Origin of the sequence: Streptomyces sp. NPDC051218 (assembly GCF_044455475.1) — a bacterium.
Classification (GTDB): Bacteria; Actinomycetota; Actinomycetes; order Streptomycetales; family Streptomycetaceae; genus Streptomyces.
The window spans coordinates 275,681-292,902 of record NZ_JBITEU010000007.1 but is presented as its reverse complement, the minus strand read 5'-3'; the positions used below and the strand labels follow the sequence as shown (position 1 = coordinate 292,902).

At 69.0% G+C, this 17,222-nt stretch carries 15 protein-coding genes and 1 pseudogene; 8 read left to right on the top strand and 8 right to left on the bottom strand.

The window, feature by feature from the left end; translation table 11 throughout:
- Window positions 1-57: 57 nt before the first annotated feature.
- Entirely contained in the window at window positions 58-2,556 is a 2,499-nt protein-coding gene (locus ACIBCK_RS22595; protein WP_399392821.1) for a Helicase associated domain protein, read from the top strand.
- 409 nt (window positions 2,557-2,965) lie between these two features.
- Here the strand turns inward: ACIBCK_RS22595 and ACIBCK_RS22590 are convergent, their stop codons facing one another.
- Together ACIBCK_RS22590 and ACIBCK_RS22585 are read right to left on the bottom strand one after the other, a co-directional pair.
- Entirely contained in the window at window positions 2,966-3,742 is a 777-nt protein-coding gene (locus ACIBCK_RS22590) for an SDR family NAD(P)-dependent oxidoreductase (RefSeq protein WP_399392819.1), read from the bottom strand.
- Window positions 3,743-3,883: 141 nt separating this feature from the next.
- Window positions 3,884-4,231, bottom strand: coding sequence for an NAD(P)-binding domain-containing protein (locus ACIBCK_RS22585; RefSeq protein WP_399392817.1), 348 nt, complete (start codon window positions 4,229-4,231; stop codon window positions 3,884-3,886).
- Window positions 4,232-4,335: 104 nt separating this feature from the next.
- Between ACIBCK_RS22585 and ACIBCK_RS22580 the strand changes: the two genes are divergently transcribed.
- Together ACIBCK_RS22580 and ACIBCK_RS22575 are read left to right on the top strand one after the other, a co-directional pair.
- On the top strand, window positions 4,336-5,166 hold the full coding sequence (locus tag ACIBCK_RS22580; protein WP_399392815.1) for a helix-turn-helix transcriptional regulator: 831 nt from the start codon (window positions 4,336-4,338) through the stop codon (window positions 5,164-5,166).
- A gap of 406 nt (window positions 5,167-5,572) precedes the next feature.
- Window positions 5,573-6,478 (top strand): alpha/beta fold hydrolase, encoded by a 906-nt coding sequence (locus ACIBCK_RS22575; RefSeq protein ID WP_399392813.1) that lies wholly within the window; start codon window positions 5,573-5,575, stop codon window positions 6,476-6,478.
- Between the two features lie 193 nt (window positions 6,479-6,671).
- Here the strand turns inward: ACIBCK_RS22575 and ACIBCK_RS22570 are convergent, their stop codons facing one another.
- Window positions 6,672-7,175, bottom strand: a complete 504-nt coding sequence (locus ACIBCK_RS22570) for a MarR family winged helix-turn-helix transcriptional regulator (protein WP_399392811.1) — start codon at window positions 7,173-7,175, stop codon at window positions 6,672-6,674.
- A gap of 86 nt (window positions 7,176-7,261) precedes the next feature.
- Here ACIBCK_RS22570 and ACIBCK_RS22565 point away from each other — a divergent pair, with 86 nt between their 5' ends.
- Window positions 7,262-8,164: an NAD-dependent epimerase/dehydratase family protein gene (locus ACIBCK_RS22565; protein WP_399392810.1), complete on the top strand. Its 903-nt coding sequence runs from the start codon at window positions 7,262-7,264 to the stop codon at window positions 8,162-8,164.
- Between the two features lie 86 nt (window positions 8,165-8,250).
- Here the strand turns inward: ACIBCK_RS22565 and ACIBCK_RS22560 are convergent, their stop codons facing one another.
- The 3 genes and pseudogenes from ACIBCK_RS22560 to ACIBCK_RS22550 all read right to left on the bottom strand — a co-directional run.
- Window positions 8,251-8,544 (bottom strand): DUF6355 family natural product biosynthesis protein, encoded by a 294-nt coding sequence (locus ACIBCK_RS22560; protein WP_399392808.1) that lies wholly within the window; start codon window positions 8,542-8,544, stop codon window positions 8,251-8,253.
- Window positions 8,545-8,671: 127 nt separating this feature from the next.
- Window positions 8,672-9,070, bottom strand: a complete 399-nt coding sequence (locus ACIBCK_RS22555; RefSeq protein WP_399392806.1) for a hypothetical protein — start codon at window positions 9,068-9,070, stop codon at window positions 8,672-8,674.
- 37 nt (window positions 9,071-9,107) lie between these two features.
- A pseudogene (locus tag ACIBCK_RS22550) lies at window positions 9,108-9,221 on the bottom strand (helix-turn-helix domain-containing protein); the annotation flags it as partial.
- A 116-nt stretch (window positions 9,222-9,337) separates the two neighbouring features.
- On the opposite strand from ACIBCK_RS22550, the gene ACIBCK_RS22545 reads away from it, so the two are divergent.
- The 4 genes from ACIBCK_RS22545 (at window position 9,338) to ACIBCK_RS22530 (ending at window position 12,887) form a co-directional block, all read left to right on the top strand.
- Entirely contained in the window at window positions 9,338-9,556 is a 219-nt protein-coding gene (locus tag ACIBCK_RS22545) for a hypothetical protein (protein ID WP_399392804.1), read from the top strand.
- A gap of 126 nt (window positions 9,557-9,682) precedes the next feature.
- The gene (locus ACIBCK_RS22540; RefSeq protein WP_399392802.1) at window positions 9,683-10,186 is read left to right on the top strand and encodes a hypothetical protein; all 504 of its coding nucleotides are present in this window, start codon (window positions 9,683-9,685) and stop codon (window positions 10,184-10,186) included.
- Entirely contained in the window at window positions 10,186-11,391 is a 1,206-nt protein-coding gene (locus tag ACIBCK_RS22535; RefSeq protein WP_399392800.1) for a DUF6236 family protein, read from the top strand. The genes ACIBCK_RS22540 and ACIBCK_RS22535 overlap by 1 nt, the downstream gene beginning before the upstream one ends.
- Window positions 11,388-12,887 carry a hypothetical protein gene (locus ACIBCK_RS22530; protein ID WP_399392798.1) on the top strand — a complete coding sequence of 500 codons (1,500 nt, stop codon included), beginning with the start codon at window positions 11,388-11,390 and terminating at the stop codon, window positions 12,885-12,887. The genes ACIBCK_RS22535 and ACIBCK_RS22530 overlap by 4 nt, the downstream gene beginning before the upstream one ends.
- A 57-nt stretch (window positions 12,888-12,944) precedes the next feature.
- Here the strand turns inward: ACIBCK_RS22530 and ACIBCK_RS22525 are convergent, their stop codons facing one another.
- Both ACIBCK_RS22525 and ACIBCK_RS22520 read right to left on the bottom strand, forming a co-directional pair.
- Entirely contained in the window at window positions 12,945-16,394 is a 3,450-nt protein-coding gene (locus ACIBCK_RS22525; protein WP_399392796.1) for a WD40 repeat domain-containing serine/threonine protein kinase, read from the bottom strand.
- A 110-nt stretch (window positions 16,395-16,504) separates the two neighbouring features.
- Window positions 16,505-17,116, bottom strand: coding sequence for a TetR/AcrR family transcriptional regulator (locus ACIBCK_RS22520; RefSeq protein ID WP_399392795.1), 612 nt, complete (start codon window positions 17,114-17,116; stop codon window positions 16,505-16,507).
- Between the last annotated feature and the right edge of the window lie 106 nt (window positions 17,117-17,222).

The window sequence follows — 17,222 nt, the reverse complement described above, 5'->3', positions numbered from 1 at the left end:
CTACAACGCCACACGCCCCCTCCCCGCCCTCTCCGCATCAACAGACAGGAAACCGACGTGGATCTACGGCCGCACCAGCGCGAAGCCGTCGACGCGGTTCTCCAGGCACTCGAACTTCCCGCAAGATCGCTTGTTCCCGAACGAGGGCTCCGGACTCAGGTGATCATGGCGACCGGGTCCGGGAAGACGAGGGTCGCGGTTCGTAGCGCGGAGGAGCTGCACGCGGGCCGTGTGCTGGTGCTCGTGCCCTCGCTGGACCTGCTGGCGCAGACCGAGGCGGCGTGGCGTGAGGGCGGGCGCCGGGGCCCGGTGATCGGGGTGTCCTCGCTGCGGGGTGAGGAGGTGCCCTTCCCCAACACCACCGACGTGGACGAACTGGTGGAGTGGACCCGGGGTCTGGACAAGGTGACCGTGTACGCCACGTACGCCAGCCTCGGCCTGGGCACATTGGAGCGGGCGCACACCGCGGGCCTCGCGGCATGGGACCTGATCGTCGTGGACGAAGCCCACCGGGTTTCCGGCCGGATCGGCAAGCCGTGGGCCGTGGTCCACGACAACCAGAAGATCCCCTCCCTGCGCAGGCTGTACATGACCGCGACGCCCCGCCTGTGGAACCTCGGCGACGAGGACGAGGCCGGCGCGCCCGGTGAGCTGGTCGCGAGCATGGAAGACGACCCCGAGGGCCCGTTCGGCAGCAGGGCGTTCACGTTGACGCTCTCGGAGGCCATCGACCGGGGAATCTGTGCCCCCTACGAGGTCGTCTGCGTGGACGTCACCGATACCGCGCTCCAAGCCGCGCAGCTGTTGGGTGCTGAGGGCCGGTCAGTCGAGGTACGTGGAGCGCGGCTCGCCGCTCTGCAGGCCGCGCTGGTGAAGGCCTCGGCCGAAGAGGGCTTTGCCCGCACGCTGGTCTTCCACCACATGGTGAAGGAGGCCGAGGCGTTCGCGGCCGGTCTGCCGGGCGTGGCTGCGCAGTTGCACGCAACCGACCCCGAGCTGTACCCGAAGACGGTCTGGGCCGATTGGCTGTGCGGTGAGCACAAGCCGCTTCACCGGCGGCGTCTGCTGGGCGAGTTCGCCGACGGGAGCGCAGGCGACGGCACAGTCGTGGAGAAGAGTTACCTGAGCTCAGTGAAAGTCCTCGGCGAGGGCGTCGACACGTTCCGATGCGACTCCGTCTACTGGGCAGATGTACGCGGCTCCATGCCCGACCTCGTCCAAGCCGTCGGCCGCGCGCTGCGCATGCAGCCCGGCGAGGGCAAAACGGCTTCACTCGTGGTGCCCGTGCTGCTCGGGCCCGGCGAGACAGCGGACAACATGCTCACCTCCCGCGCGTACCGTGGCTTGGCGAAGCTGCTGGAAGCACTGCGGGCGCACGACGCCAGGGTCGTGGAGGCTCTCGCGGAGCAGCAGGCCCCCAGCCGCTACAAGCCCGTGGCCGAGGGCGAGAACGAGAAGAGCACGGACGACGGGAGCGGCGACGGCTCCGGGGGCGTCAGTGCCCCTGCCAAGGCCCTGTTGAAGTTCTCCACGCCTCGCGACCCGGCCGTCCTCGCAGCCTTCATCAACCTGCGTGTCCTCCACCCGGAACACGAACACTGGCGGCGCGGCGTGGAAGCCGCCGTCATCTACGCCCGCGAACACGGCGACCTTCGCGTGCCGTTCACGTTCCGGGTGCCAGTTGACGAAGACGCGGAGGCCGAGGGGTGGCCGCCCTCGCTCGCCGGATTCCCGCTGGGCCAGTGGACCGCCGACGCCCGCCGCTTCTACGCCCGCGGCGACATGGACGAAGACCGCATCGCCCAGCTGGAGAAGCTGGGCATGATCTGGTCCCACTTCGACGTCGCGTGGGAGGAGGGGCTTGCCGCCGCGCGCGGGTGGGCCGCCGAACACGGCCACCTGCTGGCCCCATTGGACGCTACCTACCAAGGGGCCGCGGTGGGCATCTGGTTGAAAAACGCGCGGGCCGCCGCCCGGAAGGCGGCTGAGATCGACCAACGGCGTGCGGAGGGGCTGCCGGTGGTGTCATCGGCCGGAGCGCTGTCGGACGAGCGGCGCGAACATCTGGAGGACATCGACGCGTCCTGGTGCCCGAACTGGCCGGTCACCTGGCAACGCTGCTTCCATCTCGTCCGGGAACACCTGGACGCCGGCGGGACGCTGCCCACCACGGCGGGCGAAGTCCTGCGCCAGGGCGAGGACCTCGGGCGGTGGGTGACCTCGGTGCGGCTGAGGTGGGATCAACTCACGGCTGTGCAGCAGTGGATGAGCGAACACGTCCTCGGGATCACACCCGCCACCGAGGACGAGAAACCGAAGCCGCGGCGCTCGCAAGCCGACAAGTGGGCGATGAACTACGAGGCCGCCCAGCAGTTCCACCAACGCGAAGGACACCTCCGGGTCCCCCGCAAACACATCGAGACCATGCTCTCCGAGGACGGCGGGGAACTGCAGTTCCGCCTGGGGGCATGGGTCAGCAACCAACGCAGCAGAGCCGCAAGCCTGAACCCGGAGCGGATCGAGCAGCTGTCCAAGATCGGTATGCGGTGGGTCTGAGCGGCGCGCTCTGCGGGCCGGCTCGCACCATCCTGCCGTCCCGCAGATCCGCAGCTCCGCAGATCCGCTTGACGACGGGAGCTAAGGGCGACCGCGTCTGCCGTCTCCTCGCAAGGCCCCCAGAACATTGACCATCGCAAGGACAGCCATGGCCCCTCCAGCGAAATTCGTGGTGGATGACTTCCCCCCGGGGCCAAATAACAGAAGAACGCTCAACCCTAACGAGACAGCAGCAAACAGCCACATAAGCGTCCGATTCTTCAAACTCTCCTCCATCGGGACGCGTTCGGCCCCGGTGTCACGGCCGGGCTCGAACGTCAACGGCATTGTGACTGTGCGCCCTTCCTACGAGAAGCCGCGCGGCATCCTCCCACGGGCGAAATGGCCGCATCCGTCATCCATGGGTGCGCTACTTGGCGTAGCGGGCGGCGAGTTGAGGGCTCTGGCCACCGAAGGCGGCGAGATCGGCGGTGAAGAGATTCTCGAGGAGCTGGTAGTCCGCGACACCTGGCGCGCTGACAGTCTCGCCGAGCTCGAGACCTCGTAGGGCGCCGGTCACGAGGTCCTCGGCGCTCATGCGGGGTACGGCGCTCAGGTCCAGGCCCTGGGCGGAGTGGAACTCGGTGGCGACCACGCCGGGGCAGACGACGCCGACCGTGACGCCGGAGCCGGCTACCTCGGCGGCCAGGGTCTGGGTCATGGCCACGAGGTAGGCAAGGGTGCCTGCGTAGACGGCACGCCGGGGCATGACGGTGCGGTCGGCGGGGCCGGAGAAGGCGATCATGCCGGCGACGTTGAGGATGGTGCCGCGGCCGCGTTGCTGCATAGGGCCGACGGCGGCGCGCATGAACTGGGTGGGGGCGAGGACCTTGACGTTGACCAGTTCGCGGGCCTTTTCGGCGGGCAGGTCGGCGAGGGGCATGTAGTGGGAGACGCCGGCGTTGTTGACCAGCATGTCCAGCGGCTCGTCGGCGCAGACCTGCGCGAGGTTGTTGATGCCGTCCTCGGTGGACAGGTCGGCTGCGACGGTACGGACTTGGACCTCGGGGTGGCCGGAGGCGAACTCAGCGAGGCGGTCCTGGCGGCGGCCGACGATGATCAAGTCGTAGCCATCGGCGGCGAATCGCTCGGCGAAGGCCTTGCCGATACCGGAGGTTGCGCCGGTGACGAGGGCGAGCTTGCTCATGAGGGTGGGTTCCTTTCGGGGCACTGACTCAGGCGGCCGGAGCGGGGGTGGAGTGGGTGGTGCAACCAGACGCGCCATCTGCGGTATTGGGCGGTGATGTGCTGGGGCCGGTCGTCGCCGAGCAGCCCGCCGGGACCGACCTCAGTGAGTTGTATGGCGGTCTGGGTCATCGGGTGTAACTGCGTGCGGCTTCACGAGTTGAGCCGGCCCACGAGGTCGGGCAGCCCGTGGACCCCGCTCGGTCAGCTGCGACACATCGTCATCGGTGCCGACGCACAGGCAGGCGATGCCGCACGCGGTAGCCAGATCCTCGACCGCATCGTGGGCGAAGTTCAGCCCACTGCCCAGGCCGTCCCGGGAGGCAAACCGCCGGGCCCAGGCATGCAGGGGAAAGCCAGTTACGGCAACGGCACGGGCCATGGGAAGACCCGGACCGCTCAGTCCGATCCAACCCACGACAGGTCCGGCAGCTGTTCCAGTTGCTGTCATGACGTCCACGATGACCGCAAAACGGTGGAACAGATAGCAGACCCTCCTTCATAGGACTACCAGTACCAGGCTGACCCTCCCGCCCATAGGCCACACTGTCCGACATGGCATCGACAGAACTCGGCGCTGCCCTGCGGCGCTGGCGCGACCAGCTCGCCCCAGACAGGGCAGGCCTGCCCTCAGGCAGCCACCGGCGCGCCGCAGGCCTGCGACGCGAGGAACTGGCCCAGCTGGCCGGCATCTCCGTCGATTACGTCACCCGTCTGGAACAGGGCCGGGCCACCAACCCCTCGGCCCAGGTCATCGAAGCCCTCGCCCGAGCCCTGCGTCTCTCCCCGGACGGACGTGCCCACCTGTTCCAGCTCGCGGGACTCGCACCCCCCGGTCCGGAGTGCATCTCGACGTATGTCACGCCCAGCGTCCAGCGGGTGATCGACCGCCTCAGCAACACCCCGGTCGCCGTCTTCGACGCCGCATGGACCCAGCTGGTCGCCAACCCCCTCTACATGGCGTTGATAGGGGAATGGCAGGGCAACGACCTCAACGCCGTGTGGCGCAACTTCCTCGGGGGCGGCACTCGCGTACGCCACACCCCTGAGTCCCTGGGAGCGCTCCGCGCCCTACAGGTCGCCGACCTGCGCAGAACAGCGAGCCACTACCCGAACGATCAGCGACTGCACCACCTCATCTCTCAACTACGCCTCAAGAGCACGGAGTTCGACGCGCTCTGGGAATCCGGAGCCGCCAGTCGGCACGATTCCGCCCGCAAGACCATCGACCACCCTCATGTCGGCGCCCTCACCCTGGACTGTGACGTCCTCACAGTCGCCGGAAGCGACCTGCGCATCATGATCTACACAGCCGAACCTGACAGCCCGGACGCCGAACGCCTCGCGCTACTCGACGTCATCGGAACCCAAACACTCACCGGATAGCCGATCACGCGCCACGAGGGACGCACGCCGGACCAGGCCCGCGCTCCGCGCACCGCGTGGCTTCCTCGCGTCCGAACTACTGGGCGGTCTTCGGGCTGGTCCGCTGTCGCCGTAACCGATGATCCGCCCCGTCCGATGGGCTCACCCTTGCCGTGACGAGGGCGGCGTGGCAGCAACGGGCAGTCCGAGCCAGGCGACCTCAGCCGTCTACGCCGCTCACGCCGGACAGGCCGGGGCAGCGGCGCAAGCGGTGGCGCACCCATCCCCCGCCCGGACCCCCTCAACCGTCCGACCACCGAGACGGTTGCTTGCCTGGGCAACCAGATGTGACACTGTTATTGCCTAAGCAAGTATCCGCCTGCCGCCGGTCAGCGCGGCGGCAGCGCTCACCCTGAGAGGGACCCGTATGACCAGTCAGCAGATCTCGCACATCCCGCCCACCGACGGCCAGGAGGTCGAGGGTCTGCCTGGCTTCACTCACCGCTACGCCGCCGTGAACGGAATCCGCCTGCACTACGTGGACGGCGGCAGCGGTGAGCCCGTGGTGTTGCTGCACGGCTGGCCCTTCACCTGGCGGGAGTTCCGCGCCACGATGCCCCTGCTGGCCGAGGCGCGCTACCGGGTCATCGCCCCGGATCTGCGCGGGTTCGGTCTCTCCGACAAACCCGAGACTGGATACCGCAAGACGAACGTCGCCCGGGACATCGCCGAACTGGTCGAGCGGCTCGGACTCGCGCCCGTCAACCTGGTGGGCCAGGACATCGGGATGATGGTCGCCTTCGCTCTGGCCGCCTCCCGCCCCGACCTGGTGAAAAAGGCCGTACTGGGCGAGGCGTTGATCCCCGGCTACGGCCTGGAGGACTATATGGATCCCGCGACGGGTGGCTACGGCCACTTCGCCCATCACATGCAGGTGGACCTCGCCACCCGGGAGACCGAGGGCCGGGAGGAGGAGTTCCTCGGCCCCACGTGGGACATGATGTCGGTGAGCGAGGACACATCGTGGACCCGGGAACTGCTGGACTCGTTCCAGGCCCCGGGTGGCATGCGTGGTGGATTCCAGCACTACGGCACCCTCCTGGAAGACATCGCCGAGTCCCGGGCTCTCCTGGGCGAGAACAAGCTGGCCATGCCGGTGCTGACCGTCAACGGCGAGCACGGCATCCCCGCCGCACAAACCGCCGCCAGCGTGGCTCGCGTGTCCGACCCCTCCCGCTTCGAACAGGACATCGCTCCTGACAGTGGTCACACCCTGGGCGAGGACAACCCCACCTGGTACGCGACCCGCCTGGACCGCTTCTTCCGCAGCTGACTTTCGCCGCGCCGCGCGGACGGGCCAGGCGCATGCCGCGGCAGCCGCCTGCGGCGCCCTCGCCCCTCCGGGGAAAGCTACTGGGCGGCGCGGGGATCCTGGCGCTGCCAGCGACTGGCCTTCCACCGCGGAGGACCCACGTGGCCTGCCCCACGGACTCCCGGCATGGCAGGTCACACCGCACTCCGGGCGCTCAGTCGCGTTGCTGGTCCGCGGCGCACGAGCGGTCAGGGATGATCTGGGCGGTCACGGCTCGCAGGGCGTCGGCGAGAGCCGGTGCGGAGCCCTCGGGCAAGTGGTCGAGGAAACGTCGGCGCGCACTGGCCTGGTGCGCGGACCGGGCGCTCTCCCAGCAGGACAGACCCGCATCAGTCAGGACGGTGACGTTGCCGCGCCCGTCGGAGCCGTCCCGCTCCTTGGCCACCAGCGACTTGGCCGCCAGTGCGGTGACGAGTCGGGTGATCCGACTGGGCGTCAGCCCGGTCCGCACCGCGATCTCCGACATACGCAGCCGACGCCCCGGAGCCTCGTTCAGCACGCTGAGCACGGAGAACTCCGTCAGCGGCAGGCGCGTCGCCTGCAGCATGTCCTCCTCCAGCAAGCGAGGCAGCGCATGAACTAGACGCCCCAGTTCACGCCAGACCTCAGCCTCCTGCTCCGACAGCACCGAATCCTTCACCTTTGCGGACCTCGTCATGTCCCCAGTTTGCCATGTCCTTGCCTGAGCAAGTTACCCTGGTACTTGCTTGAACAAGCACATGGCACGTCAGAATGGAAATCCCCATGAAAATCCTCGTCCTCGGCGCCACCGGCTATGCCGGCTTCCACATATCCCGCGCCCTGCGCCAGGAAGGCCACACCGTCCTCGGCCTCACCCGAGACGCCGCCGGCACCCGGGCCAGGGAACTCCTGGTCGAGGAAGTCCGCCCCGTCGAGGGCCTGCTGTCCGACCCCAAGACCTACCGGGCGGCCCTGGAGGAGTCCGACGCCGTCGTGTGCGCCGCCCTCGACATGAACGACCCGCTCGGCAGCGATCGACTCCTCTTCCGCACACTCCGCGAAGCTCAGGAGCGCACAGGGCGCAGCCGCCACCTGGTCTTCACCACCGGCATCACCTTCCTCACCACCACCGGCCACGTCTGGGACGAAAAGACTCCCGCCGACCCCGGCAACCCACTCCACCTGCGAGCCCAGGCCGAACAGGACCTCGCGGACAGCGGCTTGCCCCACACCGTGCTGCGTCCCTCGTTCATCTACGGCGGCAGCGGCCGCAGTTCGAAGTCCGCCCAGTGGTTCACCGCCGCTCGCGACGGCGAGCCGGTCTTCTACGGCGACACCACCAAGCGCTACACCTGGGTCCACGTCGACGACCTCGCCGCCGCCTATGTCGCCGTCCTCCGTCGGCCCGACGCCTTCGACGGTCAGATCTTCATGCTCGGCGACGAGCACCAGCCCACGATCCTGTCCGTCCAGCAGGCGTGTCTGAACGCCGCCGGCTACACCGGCGACATCGCCTTCCAGAGCGCGGAGTCGGGCGGCGTGCTGGAGACCTGCGCTGACCGCGATGAACTCGTCGACAGCACCAAGGCCAGCACACTGCTCGGCTGGCAGCCGCGCCACCCCGGCATCCTGGAGGACACCCTCACCTACTACGCCGCATGGGACCGCGCACAGCCGCAGAACTGACCCTCAAACCGTACGGCAGTGACGCCGTCAGCTGCACCAATCCAACTGCCCTGAAACGAAACGGAAGCCAGCCACAAAGCACAAGCTCAGCAGAGGCGTTGGTACACGGCGTAGTCGACATGGAAACTTGAGCCGAGGTACTTGTTCCTGTGCGGCCCCACGCATTCGTAGTCCGAGGTGTTGTTCCAGTAGTCGACTCTGATCTGGACAGTCGTGTTACCACAATGCCCGTAGTACGCGTTCCCTCCGGACTCCCAGAAACCGCACTCCGCCGCGACTCGGCTGGGGGCCGCCGACGCGGCGGATGCCGAGCCCGTCAGGCCCGAGCCTACGATGGCCAGAGACGCGAGTGCGGTGCCAACGATCTTGCGTAACGCCATGATTCTCCCCGGTGTGGTAGCTCTAACTGCCTTCTTTCCACCAGAGGTTGCACGTCACACGGGCTCGGCGTTATCTGGAAGCACATAGATTCGTTCGAGTCGATAGGCCACTGCCGAGCATCGGAAGTCATGCTGGCCGCGGGCCGCCTTCGGTCACCACCCCGCCGATGAGATCGCGGACGAGAGCGGCCGCCTGAGTGCGGGCCAGCTCCGGCTCATCGGTCTCCGTGATCGTGATGGACAGTTCGGTGAGCGCGCCGTAGAAGGTCCGGGCGACCAGCTGAGCCGGGTGGGGTCGCAACCGGCCGGCATCGAGAGCGACTTGCACGATGTCGAGGACCAGGCCGCCGAGGTGGAGCTGGTCCAGTTCGCGCCACCGCTGCCAGCCCAAGGCGCTCGGCCCCTGCTGGAGCACGATGTGCCGGTAGGCGTGTCCGGCGCAGACGTCGAGAAACGCGTCGACCGCCCGGTAGGCACGCTCGCGCGGATCGGCTACGGGGGGCGATCTCCGCCCGGATGCGCTCACTTGCCTGGCGCTCCAGCTCCTCGAAGACGGCCTCGAAGAGTCCGGGCTTGCCCTCGAAGTGGTGGTACAGCGCACCCCGCGTCAGCCCGGTGGCACGCACCAGCTCCTCTGCGGAGATGCTCGCGAAGCCCCGCTCGGTGAAGAGCCGCAGCTCCGTGTCGAGCAGGGCTCGGCGCGTGTTCTCCGCGTACTTCTGTCTTGATAGTCGGAGCCGGGGTGGCGGGGCTGGTGGGCGGGCAATGGGTCGGACCGACCCAGCACCACGCCATGGAGCTGATCGGGGAACTGGGCCTGCGGACGTACCCGACGTACAACGAAGGCGAGCACATCTGGGAGTTCGGCGCCACCCGCTGCCCGTACACGGGCCGCATCCCCAAGGTCAACCCAGAGCGGGTCACCTATACCCTCCAACTCCGCCCGCTCACGCCGGAATCGAGACTGATGCCACGTCAGTGGAGGTGTCTTCCGGTTGAGTTGTGCCTGTAGGGCGTTCCGAGCCCCAAGTGCTTCCGTGATGTGGCAGGGTCGTGAGACGGATGCCGATCACTGTGGAGGGCCGTGATACCGCAGAACCGATCCGAGGGCGAAGCGTTACTCGACCTGGGAACCTCAATGATCGACAAGGGCCGCCTCAACGACGCGATCGACCCGCTGCTGCGGGCCGCCGCGATCAGCGGGCCCGCGGCTCAGCGCCACGCGACGGCGACGGCGCTGCTGCGACTCGGCGTCGGACTCACCCAACGGTATGGATTCACTGACGCGTTGCGCATTCATGCCCGGGCGGCTGCGGTCTTCGCCGAACTCGGGGAGGTCGAGAAGGAACTGCAGTGCCGCATCTTCACGGGCGTCTGCGAGTGGCAGCTCAAAGCGTACGAGAGCGCGATTCAGATCTTCGATTCCGTCGCGGGAAGGGCACTCAGTGCGGGCAAGAGCGCGTTCCGGGCGCGGGCGTTGCTGAGCATCTCCTGCATCCTGGTCGACCATCTGCGCCAGTACCAGCGGGCGGTCCCGTACGCGGCCGAGGCCGCGAGGCTCTCCCGGTCGACTGGCGATCACGAGCAGGCGGCCCATGCTCTTAGGCACCTCGACGAGGCCCGACGCGAAGGGACTGCCTGATGGACCGGTTCGCCCTCTACTACCCGCACATCCACGTCCGCGACGACGACTGGCTCAAGTACACCGCCCTGTACTGGCCCAAGATGGCCCGGATCCGCCCGCCTGGCTACCCACTCCAGGACTCCCCCGCCGCGCAGGAACTCCACGCCGCGCGCTGGCTGTTCGACCTCGAGCCGCCCGCATGGGCCGCCGCCGAAGTCGCCGAGCCGTTCCTGGAACTGCTCCAGGAACACGGAACCACCCTGAGGGACCGCTTCGGCCTCGACGGGATCGAGACCTGGGGCCTACCGCTCGCCGACGCCGGATTCGGCAACGCGGGTTCGTATTCGGCGGGCGGGGAGGAGTTGGACGGGGACGACCCGACCTGGCTCAACCCGCGATTCGGTTACGTCCACGCCAGCCGCATCAGCGAGGACCTCCTCGACTCGGCCGTCGACCAGGGCCTCGCGCTCGTCCGCCCGGGCCGGGGCGGGATCTGGGCGGCGATGCACCCCCAGCTGGCCACCGTCTACATGCTCGCGCTGGCCGAGCAGATAGCCGCCGAGAACTGCCTGCACCCGATCACCGACCAGACGCTGCCGCACGCCGCCATGTCCGGCTGGACCGTCGAGCGACTCGCGTCGGTGCTCCTGGACGACCTCCCCGCGGATGCTTCCGCGGCGCGGCCGACGCTTGAGGAAGCGTTCGCGTTCCTGGCGTTCGCCACGGTGATCCCCGCGGATCTGCGGAACGTCCCGATCGAGAAGATCCTCGCCATCCGCGCCGAGTTCGGGTCCGAGCTGGACGGGTTCCGGGAGTTCACGGCCGACCAGGTCGAGCGGCTCGGCGCCATCGAGGACGTACGGGACGCGGGACTCTACCAGGAGTACCTGCACTCGGAAGTCGACCGCGAGGTCCGCGCGCGGCTCGACGACCTGGACGACTGCATGCGCAGCGCCGGCCTCGAAACAGCCCGCGCCTTGGCCAATGTCAGGTCGGTGGCCCTCCCGCCGATGGCCGCGGTCGCGGCGAACGCGGTCGGTGTCACCCCTGCCCTGACCGTCCCCGCCGTGGTCGCCGGCTGCATCGTCGGCGCGCCCCTGCAATGGCGGCGCAGACGCCGCGAGCTCGCCCAGGAGTCGCCCGTCGGCTACCTCTTCCAGCTGAAGCGGGCGATCGGTCCCGACACGCTGATCGACAAGCTGCGAAGGGCATGGCCACTGTGACGGGCGACGACGACGCTTTCTCGGAAGGCTTTGACGAAGCATTCCCCGGGCGCGACTCCGACCTGAGCCACGTGCTCATCCCCGAGCCCGATGCTGATCCGGCAGTCCTCGACCTTGCCGACCGGCAGACCCAGCGTCTGGCCGAGTGTCTCATCGGCGAAGCTCCGTCCGACTGCCGGCGCATTACTGCGGTGTTCGCCCTGACGCTGCGATCCGAGGCCTCCTCCGTCCTGCACTCCACCGACCATGCCTCCATCAACGCCGTGCCGGGCCCTGATGCGCTGCGTCTGGTCCGCGAGCTGCGCCGGACCACCGCCCAACTGCCGCGCGGGCCATGGTGGCGTATGACGATCGAACTCTGCGTCGACGGCACCATCAACGACGTGGACGTCGACTACGGCGACGAGCCGTTCCCCGACGAGCATCTGTTTTCCCCCGAGGATTACCGGGCCGATCTCGAAGCCTTCGACTGGTCGGCGGAGAAGCTCCCCACCTGGTTGTCCGCATTCGTCAGCCACGACGGCAGACAGATGCGCAGCCCGCGCAAAGCCGCCGCGCCGGCCGATCCATACGGTGCACGTGCCGCCCAGAGCGTCTCGCCGAAGGAGTTGCCCGGCCTCACCGAGACGTGGGCGCGATGGGCCGTTCTGTCGGCGGCGTTCGTCGCGGCCGGCTCCGCATGGGGTCCGCGGATGGAACCCTCCCGGGCACGGTTCGAGGGCTCCAAACGCGGCGGCTCGACCCTGTGGATGCTTGCGGGCGGCCGAGCCGTCCTGTCCGGCGGCATCTGGGATCCGCCGAGCCTGGCCGATGCCTATCGCGGTGACGCGCCGCACCCCGAGCTGTTCGCGGGAGCGCCGAAATGGGTTGCCGATCCGCTGCTCGACGAACGGAGCAAGGTCGGTCTGCTGTCCTTCTGTTACTGGTGGGAGAGCGGGCGCTGGCTGCGGGGCGAATCACTGAAAGCGGAGGAGATCGCGACGGCGATTCCGGGGGTCTGGACCAGCGCGACCGTCGCCGGCATCGTGTCGAAGCTGCCCCGGCGCATCACGCAGGACACCGAGCCGGCCGCGCTGCGCCTGGTCCAGGCCGCCGAAGGGGGATTCGCCGAACGCGGCATGCTGGCCGACGTCTTCGGGCACGGCGAGGACGCCGACCTCGACGGCGCGTACCACCAGTTGGTGATGGCGGGCGTCGTGCACCGCACCGACCTGCCGCAGTTGCCCCGCCACCGTGCGATCGCGATCGTGAGGCGTTACATGCTCGCCCACGATCTGGACAGCCCCGACTACCGGGCCGCGGACCTCGTGGCCGACCGGGTGGACTGCGGATGGCAGGTCTACGCGCCGGTCACCGACGGCCAGATCAGGATCGGCCGCGGGCTCTTCTTCGTCGCCGACGACGAGGTCCTCGAACTAACGGACACCCAGAGCTCGCGCCCGCACCAGTTCGCGGAGGAGTTCGCCGGCCGATACCGCCAGCGCTGGGGGCTGTGAGCAGATCGAGTCCGCGGGGGCTGTGAGCAGGTCAAGACCTCGGGGGCTGTGAGCAGGTCAAGTCCGCGGTTTCGCCAGCTCCCAGTCGAGCGTCCACAGACGTACGCGCCCGTCGCTTCCTCCGGTGACCGCGTATGCGCCGTCGGCCGTCACGGCGAGCTGACCCAGTTGGCCGGGCTGGGTCTCCACCGTCCGCAGGCAGGTGCCCGTCGCCAGGTCCCACAACCGCATCTCCGCACCGTCGTGGCTAGAGATCAGGAAGCGCTCGTCCGGGGTGAATCGCATCCTCTGCGCGTTGTCGCGCTGCCCTTCGAGCACCGCGGTGCAGGCGCCGGTGGCCGTGTCCCACACGCGGATCGACAGATCGTCGTAACCGCCCGCGGAGGCCACCAGGCTCCCGTCGGCGCTCATCGTCACCGCCATGACCCAATGCGTGTGTCCACGCAGTACGGCATCGCAGCGGCCGGTGCCAAGGTCCCACAGGCGGACCGTCCCGTCGCTCGCACCCGTGGCGGCGATCCGGTCGCTCGGGCCGACCCACGCCGCCCTGGGCATTCCCGTGTGGCCCTCGAACTTTCGTAAAAGGGTGCCGTTCTCGAGGTCCCAGAGCCTGAACCGCTGGTCCGCGCCATCGCCGCCGATGAGTGCACAGCGCCCATCAGCGGTGAACCGGGCCGCGTCGGGACTCATGGCCACGGGAATCACCCACCTGAGCGACTCGGGCATGGCATCGGTGCCGATCAGCCGGTCGTCGGACATCGAGTACCGTTCCGCGCCGCTGCTGGTCGACCAGGCCCTGGCCGATCCGCTGCGGCCCCACGCCATGACGGTGCCGCCATCGGCACTGACCTGCACCTTGTCGATACTGGCGAAGGGGCCGCCGCGCTTGCCTCGTTCGTCGACGGTGATGGTCCGCAGGAGCGCGCCGCTGCCCACGTCCCAGAGCCGGATCTCACCGCCGCCGCTGGTGGCCATCACCTCCCCGCCCGCACTGATGTCGAGGGAACCGACGCCCGAGCGGTGCGCCACGAAACTGCGGGCATGCCAGACCGCACGAACGCCGGTGCGGACCAGTGACCGGCTGAGGACCCGCCAGGCGGCCATCACGTCGGGAGCCCGCTCGTGCCCTGGCACAGCACGGGCCTCCCGGAGCGCGTCGAGCGCGGCGGCGCGGTCGCCTACCGCCTCCCGGGCAGCCGCGGTCTCGAGCAGCGCCTTCACCTTCTCGTCCAACACGTTCAACACGCCGTGCCGGCGAGGCCAGCACACCTGGAACGGAACAGCGGGAGACTCGGGCATCCGCCACAGCCGCACGGTGTTGTCGAGCGACGCGGACAGCGCGAACCGATCGCCCGCTCCCCACAGCACGCGCCCCGCGCTGCTCTGGTGGCCCCGATACGTCCGCAGGCACCTGCCGGTTGCCAGGTCCCACAGCCGAACCGCGCCGTCGACGGCGCCGACGAGGAGTTTCGCGGCGTCGGCGCTGAGCGCGAGCGACCTGACCGGGCCCCGCAATGTCCGAAGCCGCCGTCCTGTACGCAGGTCCCAGATACCGATGGCGTCGTGGTTGTCGGCGATCGCGGCGACGCCCTTGCCGGTGTCGAAGCACACGGCGGGCTGGTTCACGCCTTTCCCGGCCAGCACCTGCGCGCACTCCCCTGTACGCAGATTCCAGATGCGGGCGACGCAGTCCTCGTACCCGGCCGCTAGGACCCACCTACCGTCGGGGCTGAGCTCGGCTTTCGGGAACTGCGCCAGCGGACCGTACAGTCGGCGGCGTACCTCGCGCCGGCGCAGATCCCACACAACGATCTCGACGCCGTTCACCCCGTCCTTCCGGACAGGTTCCGTGGCGACGGCGATGCCCTCCCGTGCGCTGACCGCCGCCCAGTCGAAGGACCGCGCCGCCCTGATGGCCCGCAGGCATCTGCCGTCGGTCAGGTCCCAGATCCGTAGGGCCGCGTCGTACTCGACCGAGGCGCAGTACCGGCCGTCCGGAGTGATCCGCACCGACCGGAGCTTGGCCGTGTGGCCGCGCAGGGTGTGCAGGCACCGGCCCGTGCGTACGTCCCACACGCGGACGTGCTCGTCGTCACCACCGGTCACGGCGGTCCTCCCGTCCGCGGACACGTCGATGTGGAGCATCGGGTCGAGTTCGCCCTCGGCGGTCGGGTTCCAGCGGATCTCGGTGAATCCGATGCAGTCCGCGTCCGGCACCGTTCCGGAGCCGAGCGTGTCCAGCGCCTCGACCACGTCCCGCAACCCCGGCTGCTCACGGTCGACGCGCTCAAGAAGCGGTCGGGCCCTGACAAGGTCGCCCCGCTCGAGGTGGACGAGGCCGAGCGCGTGCCGCGCGGGCCAGGCGTCGTCGGTATCGGTGCGAACGGCGTCGAGATCGGTGACCAGCTCCTCGTCGGTGATCTCGCCGCCGCGCCAGCGCCACAGCCCCGCGTTCAGGGTCGCCTCGGCGTGCTGCGGGTCGGCTGTCAGCGCCGCGGTGAACGCGGCGGCGACCTCCTCCTCGCGGTCGAGGTCGAGGAGGGACAGCGCCCGGTTGTTGAGCTCGTCGGCGCGCAGGTCGGCGGCCTTCGGCTCCAGGCGCCGGTACCGCTCCCCGGTGAACCGCCGGTAGATCGCCGCCAGTTCCTCGGCGAGTGCCGCCATCGCTCCCGGCCGCTGCTCGGGGTCCGGGGCGAGGCAGAGCTCCAGCAGATCGGCCAGATCCGGCGGCAGCGGCGGCAGGCCCGGCCCGTACGACTCGATCCCGTGTCGCTCTCTGATCGTGTCGTTCGCGAAAGGTCCCCGGCCCCAGCGCGGCCCGCCGGTGAACATCTCAAGAACCGTGACACCGAGGCTGAAAACGTCCGTTCGCCGCCCGACCGGCCGGTTCGACAGCTGCTCCGGGGAGGCGTACGCCGGTGTCCGCCCACCCGCGGACACCGGGACGCTGACGCCGTACGAAGGGTCGCCGGCGTCCTCGGCGACGATCGGCCGCATGCGCGCCAGGCCGAAGTCGGTGACCTTGGCGATGATGTCGCCGCCCTGCACGTCGAGCAGCACGTTGGCGGGCTTGACGTCCCGGTGCACCAAACCCGCGGCGTGCGCGTGGCCCACGCCCCAGGCCATCTGGATCGCCAGGTCCAACATGCGTGCAACCGCAGTCTCTTGGCCGCCCTCGTACAGGCGGCGGTCGGCAATCCAGTCGTGCAGGCTGCCGTCGCCTACGTACTCGGAGAAGACATACGGGACGCCGTCGACCACGCGCACGTAGTGGCATCCGCAGATGTTCGGGTGCAGTCCGAGCGCGACCCACGCCTCGGCCTCGGTGACGAACCGCTCGCGCTGCTCCTCTGTCGCGAACACCTCCGGCTTCGGTGTCTTGACCGCCAGGTCGATTCCCCACTGCCGGTGCAGGACCCGCAGCACCCGCCCCATCCCGCCCTCCCCCGCGATCTCCTTGACCTCGTAGCGATCGTCGAGAACCTCCTCGAATGCCCTGCCGCCCACGTACAACACACCCTTCGCCGAGTCGACTGCGCCTTCCTGCTCATTAGAGATCGGGCCATTGGGGTCTGTACGGTCAACGGTGGATCTGCATCCGAGGAACACCGGAAGTGTCAGGAGGGCGCTGCCACTTCCGCGTTGCCCGTGGCGAGGTACGCGTAGTTGAGCAGCCTTCGCTCCTGCTCCGCTGCCGTGGTGCCGCCCGTCAGGACGTCCATGGCGTAGCCGTCCTCCATGGCGATGAAGGTACGGGCCAGCTCGGGTGCGGGTGCCGCGAGGGTGAAGTCCCCGGCGGCCGCGCCTTCCGTCAGGATGTCCTGGTAGAGACCGGCCTGCCGGTCGAAGAAGGTGCGCTGCATCCGCCGCGCCGGCTCCTCACGCAGGGCGACCGGGTACAGCTCGAACAGCAGACGGCTCGTCACCTCTGCCTCGCCGGGCCAGGGGACTCCCGAGTGGACGCAGGCCCGCAACCGGGCCACCGGCGAGTCGGCCGCGGTAATGCGCCGCTCGCGCTCCTCGCAGTAGCGGGCCGCGCCCTGGGCGAAGACCTCCACGAAGAGGGCCCGGATGTCGGGGTAGTAGTAGAGCACCGATGCGGGGGTGACCTCGGCCTCCTGCGCGATGTCACGCAGCTTCACTCCGGTCGCCCCGCGCTCCTGGAGAGTCTTGGCTGCCGCGGTGATCAGCTGGGCGCGGCGGGCTGCCTGGTTCTTCGGTCGGGCCATGCCAGATCGTTGCACAGGTGCTTCGGTCGAGGCGTTGACCCATCCTGGATCATTGAATAAATTTCATTTAATGAATACGCTCCGGTGCCGAGTGCGGCCTCACCGC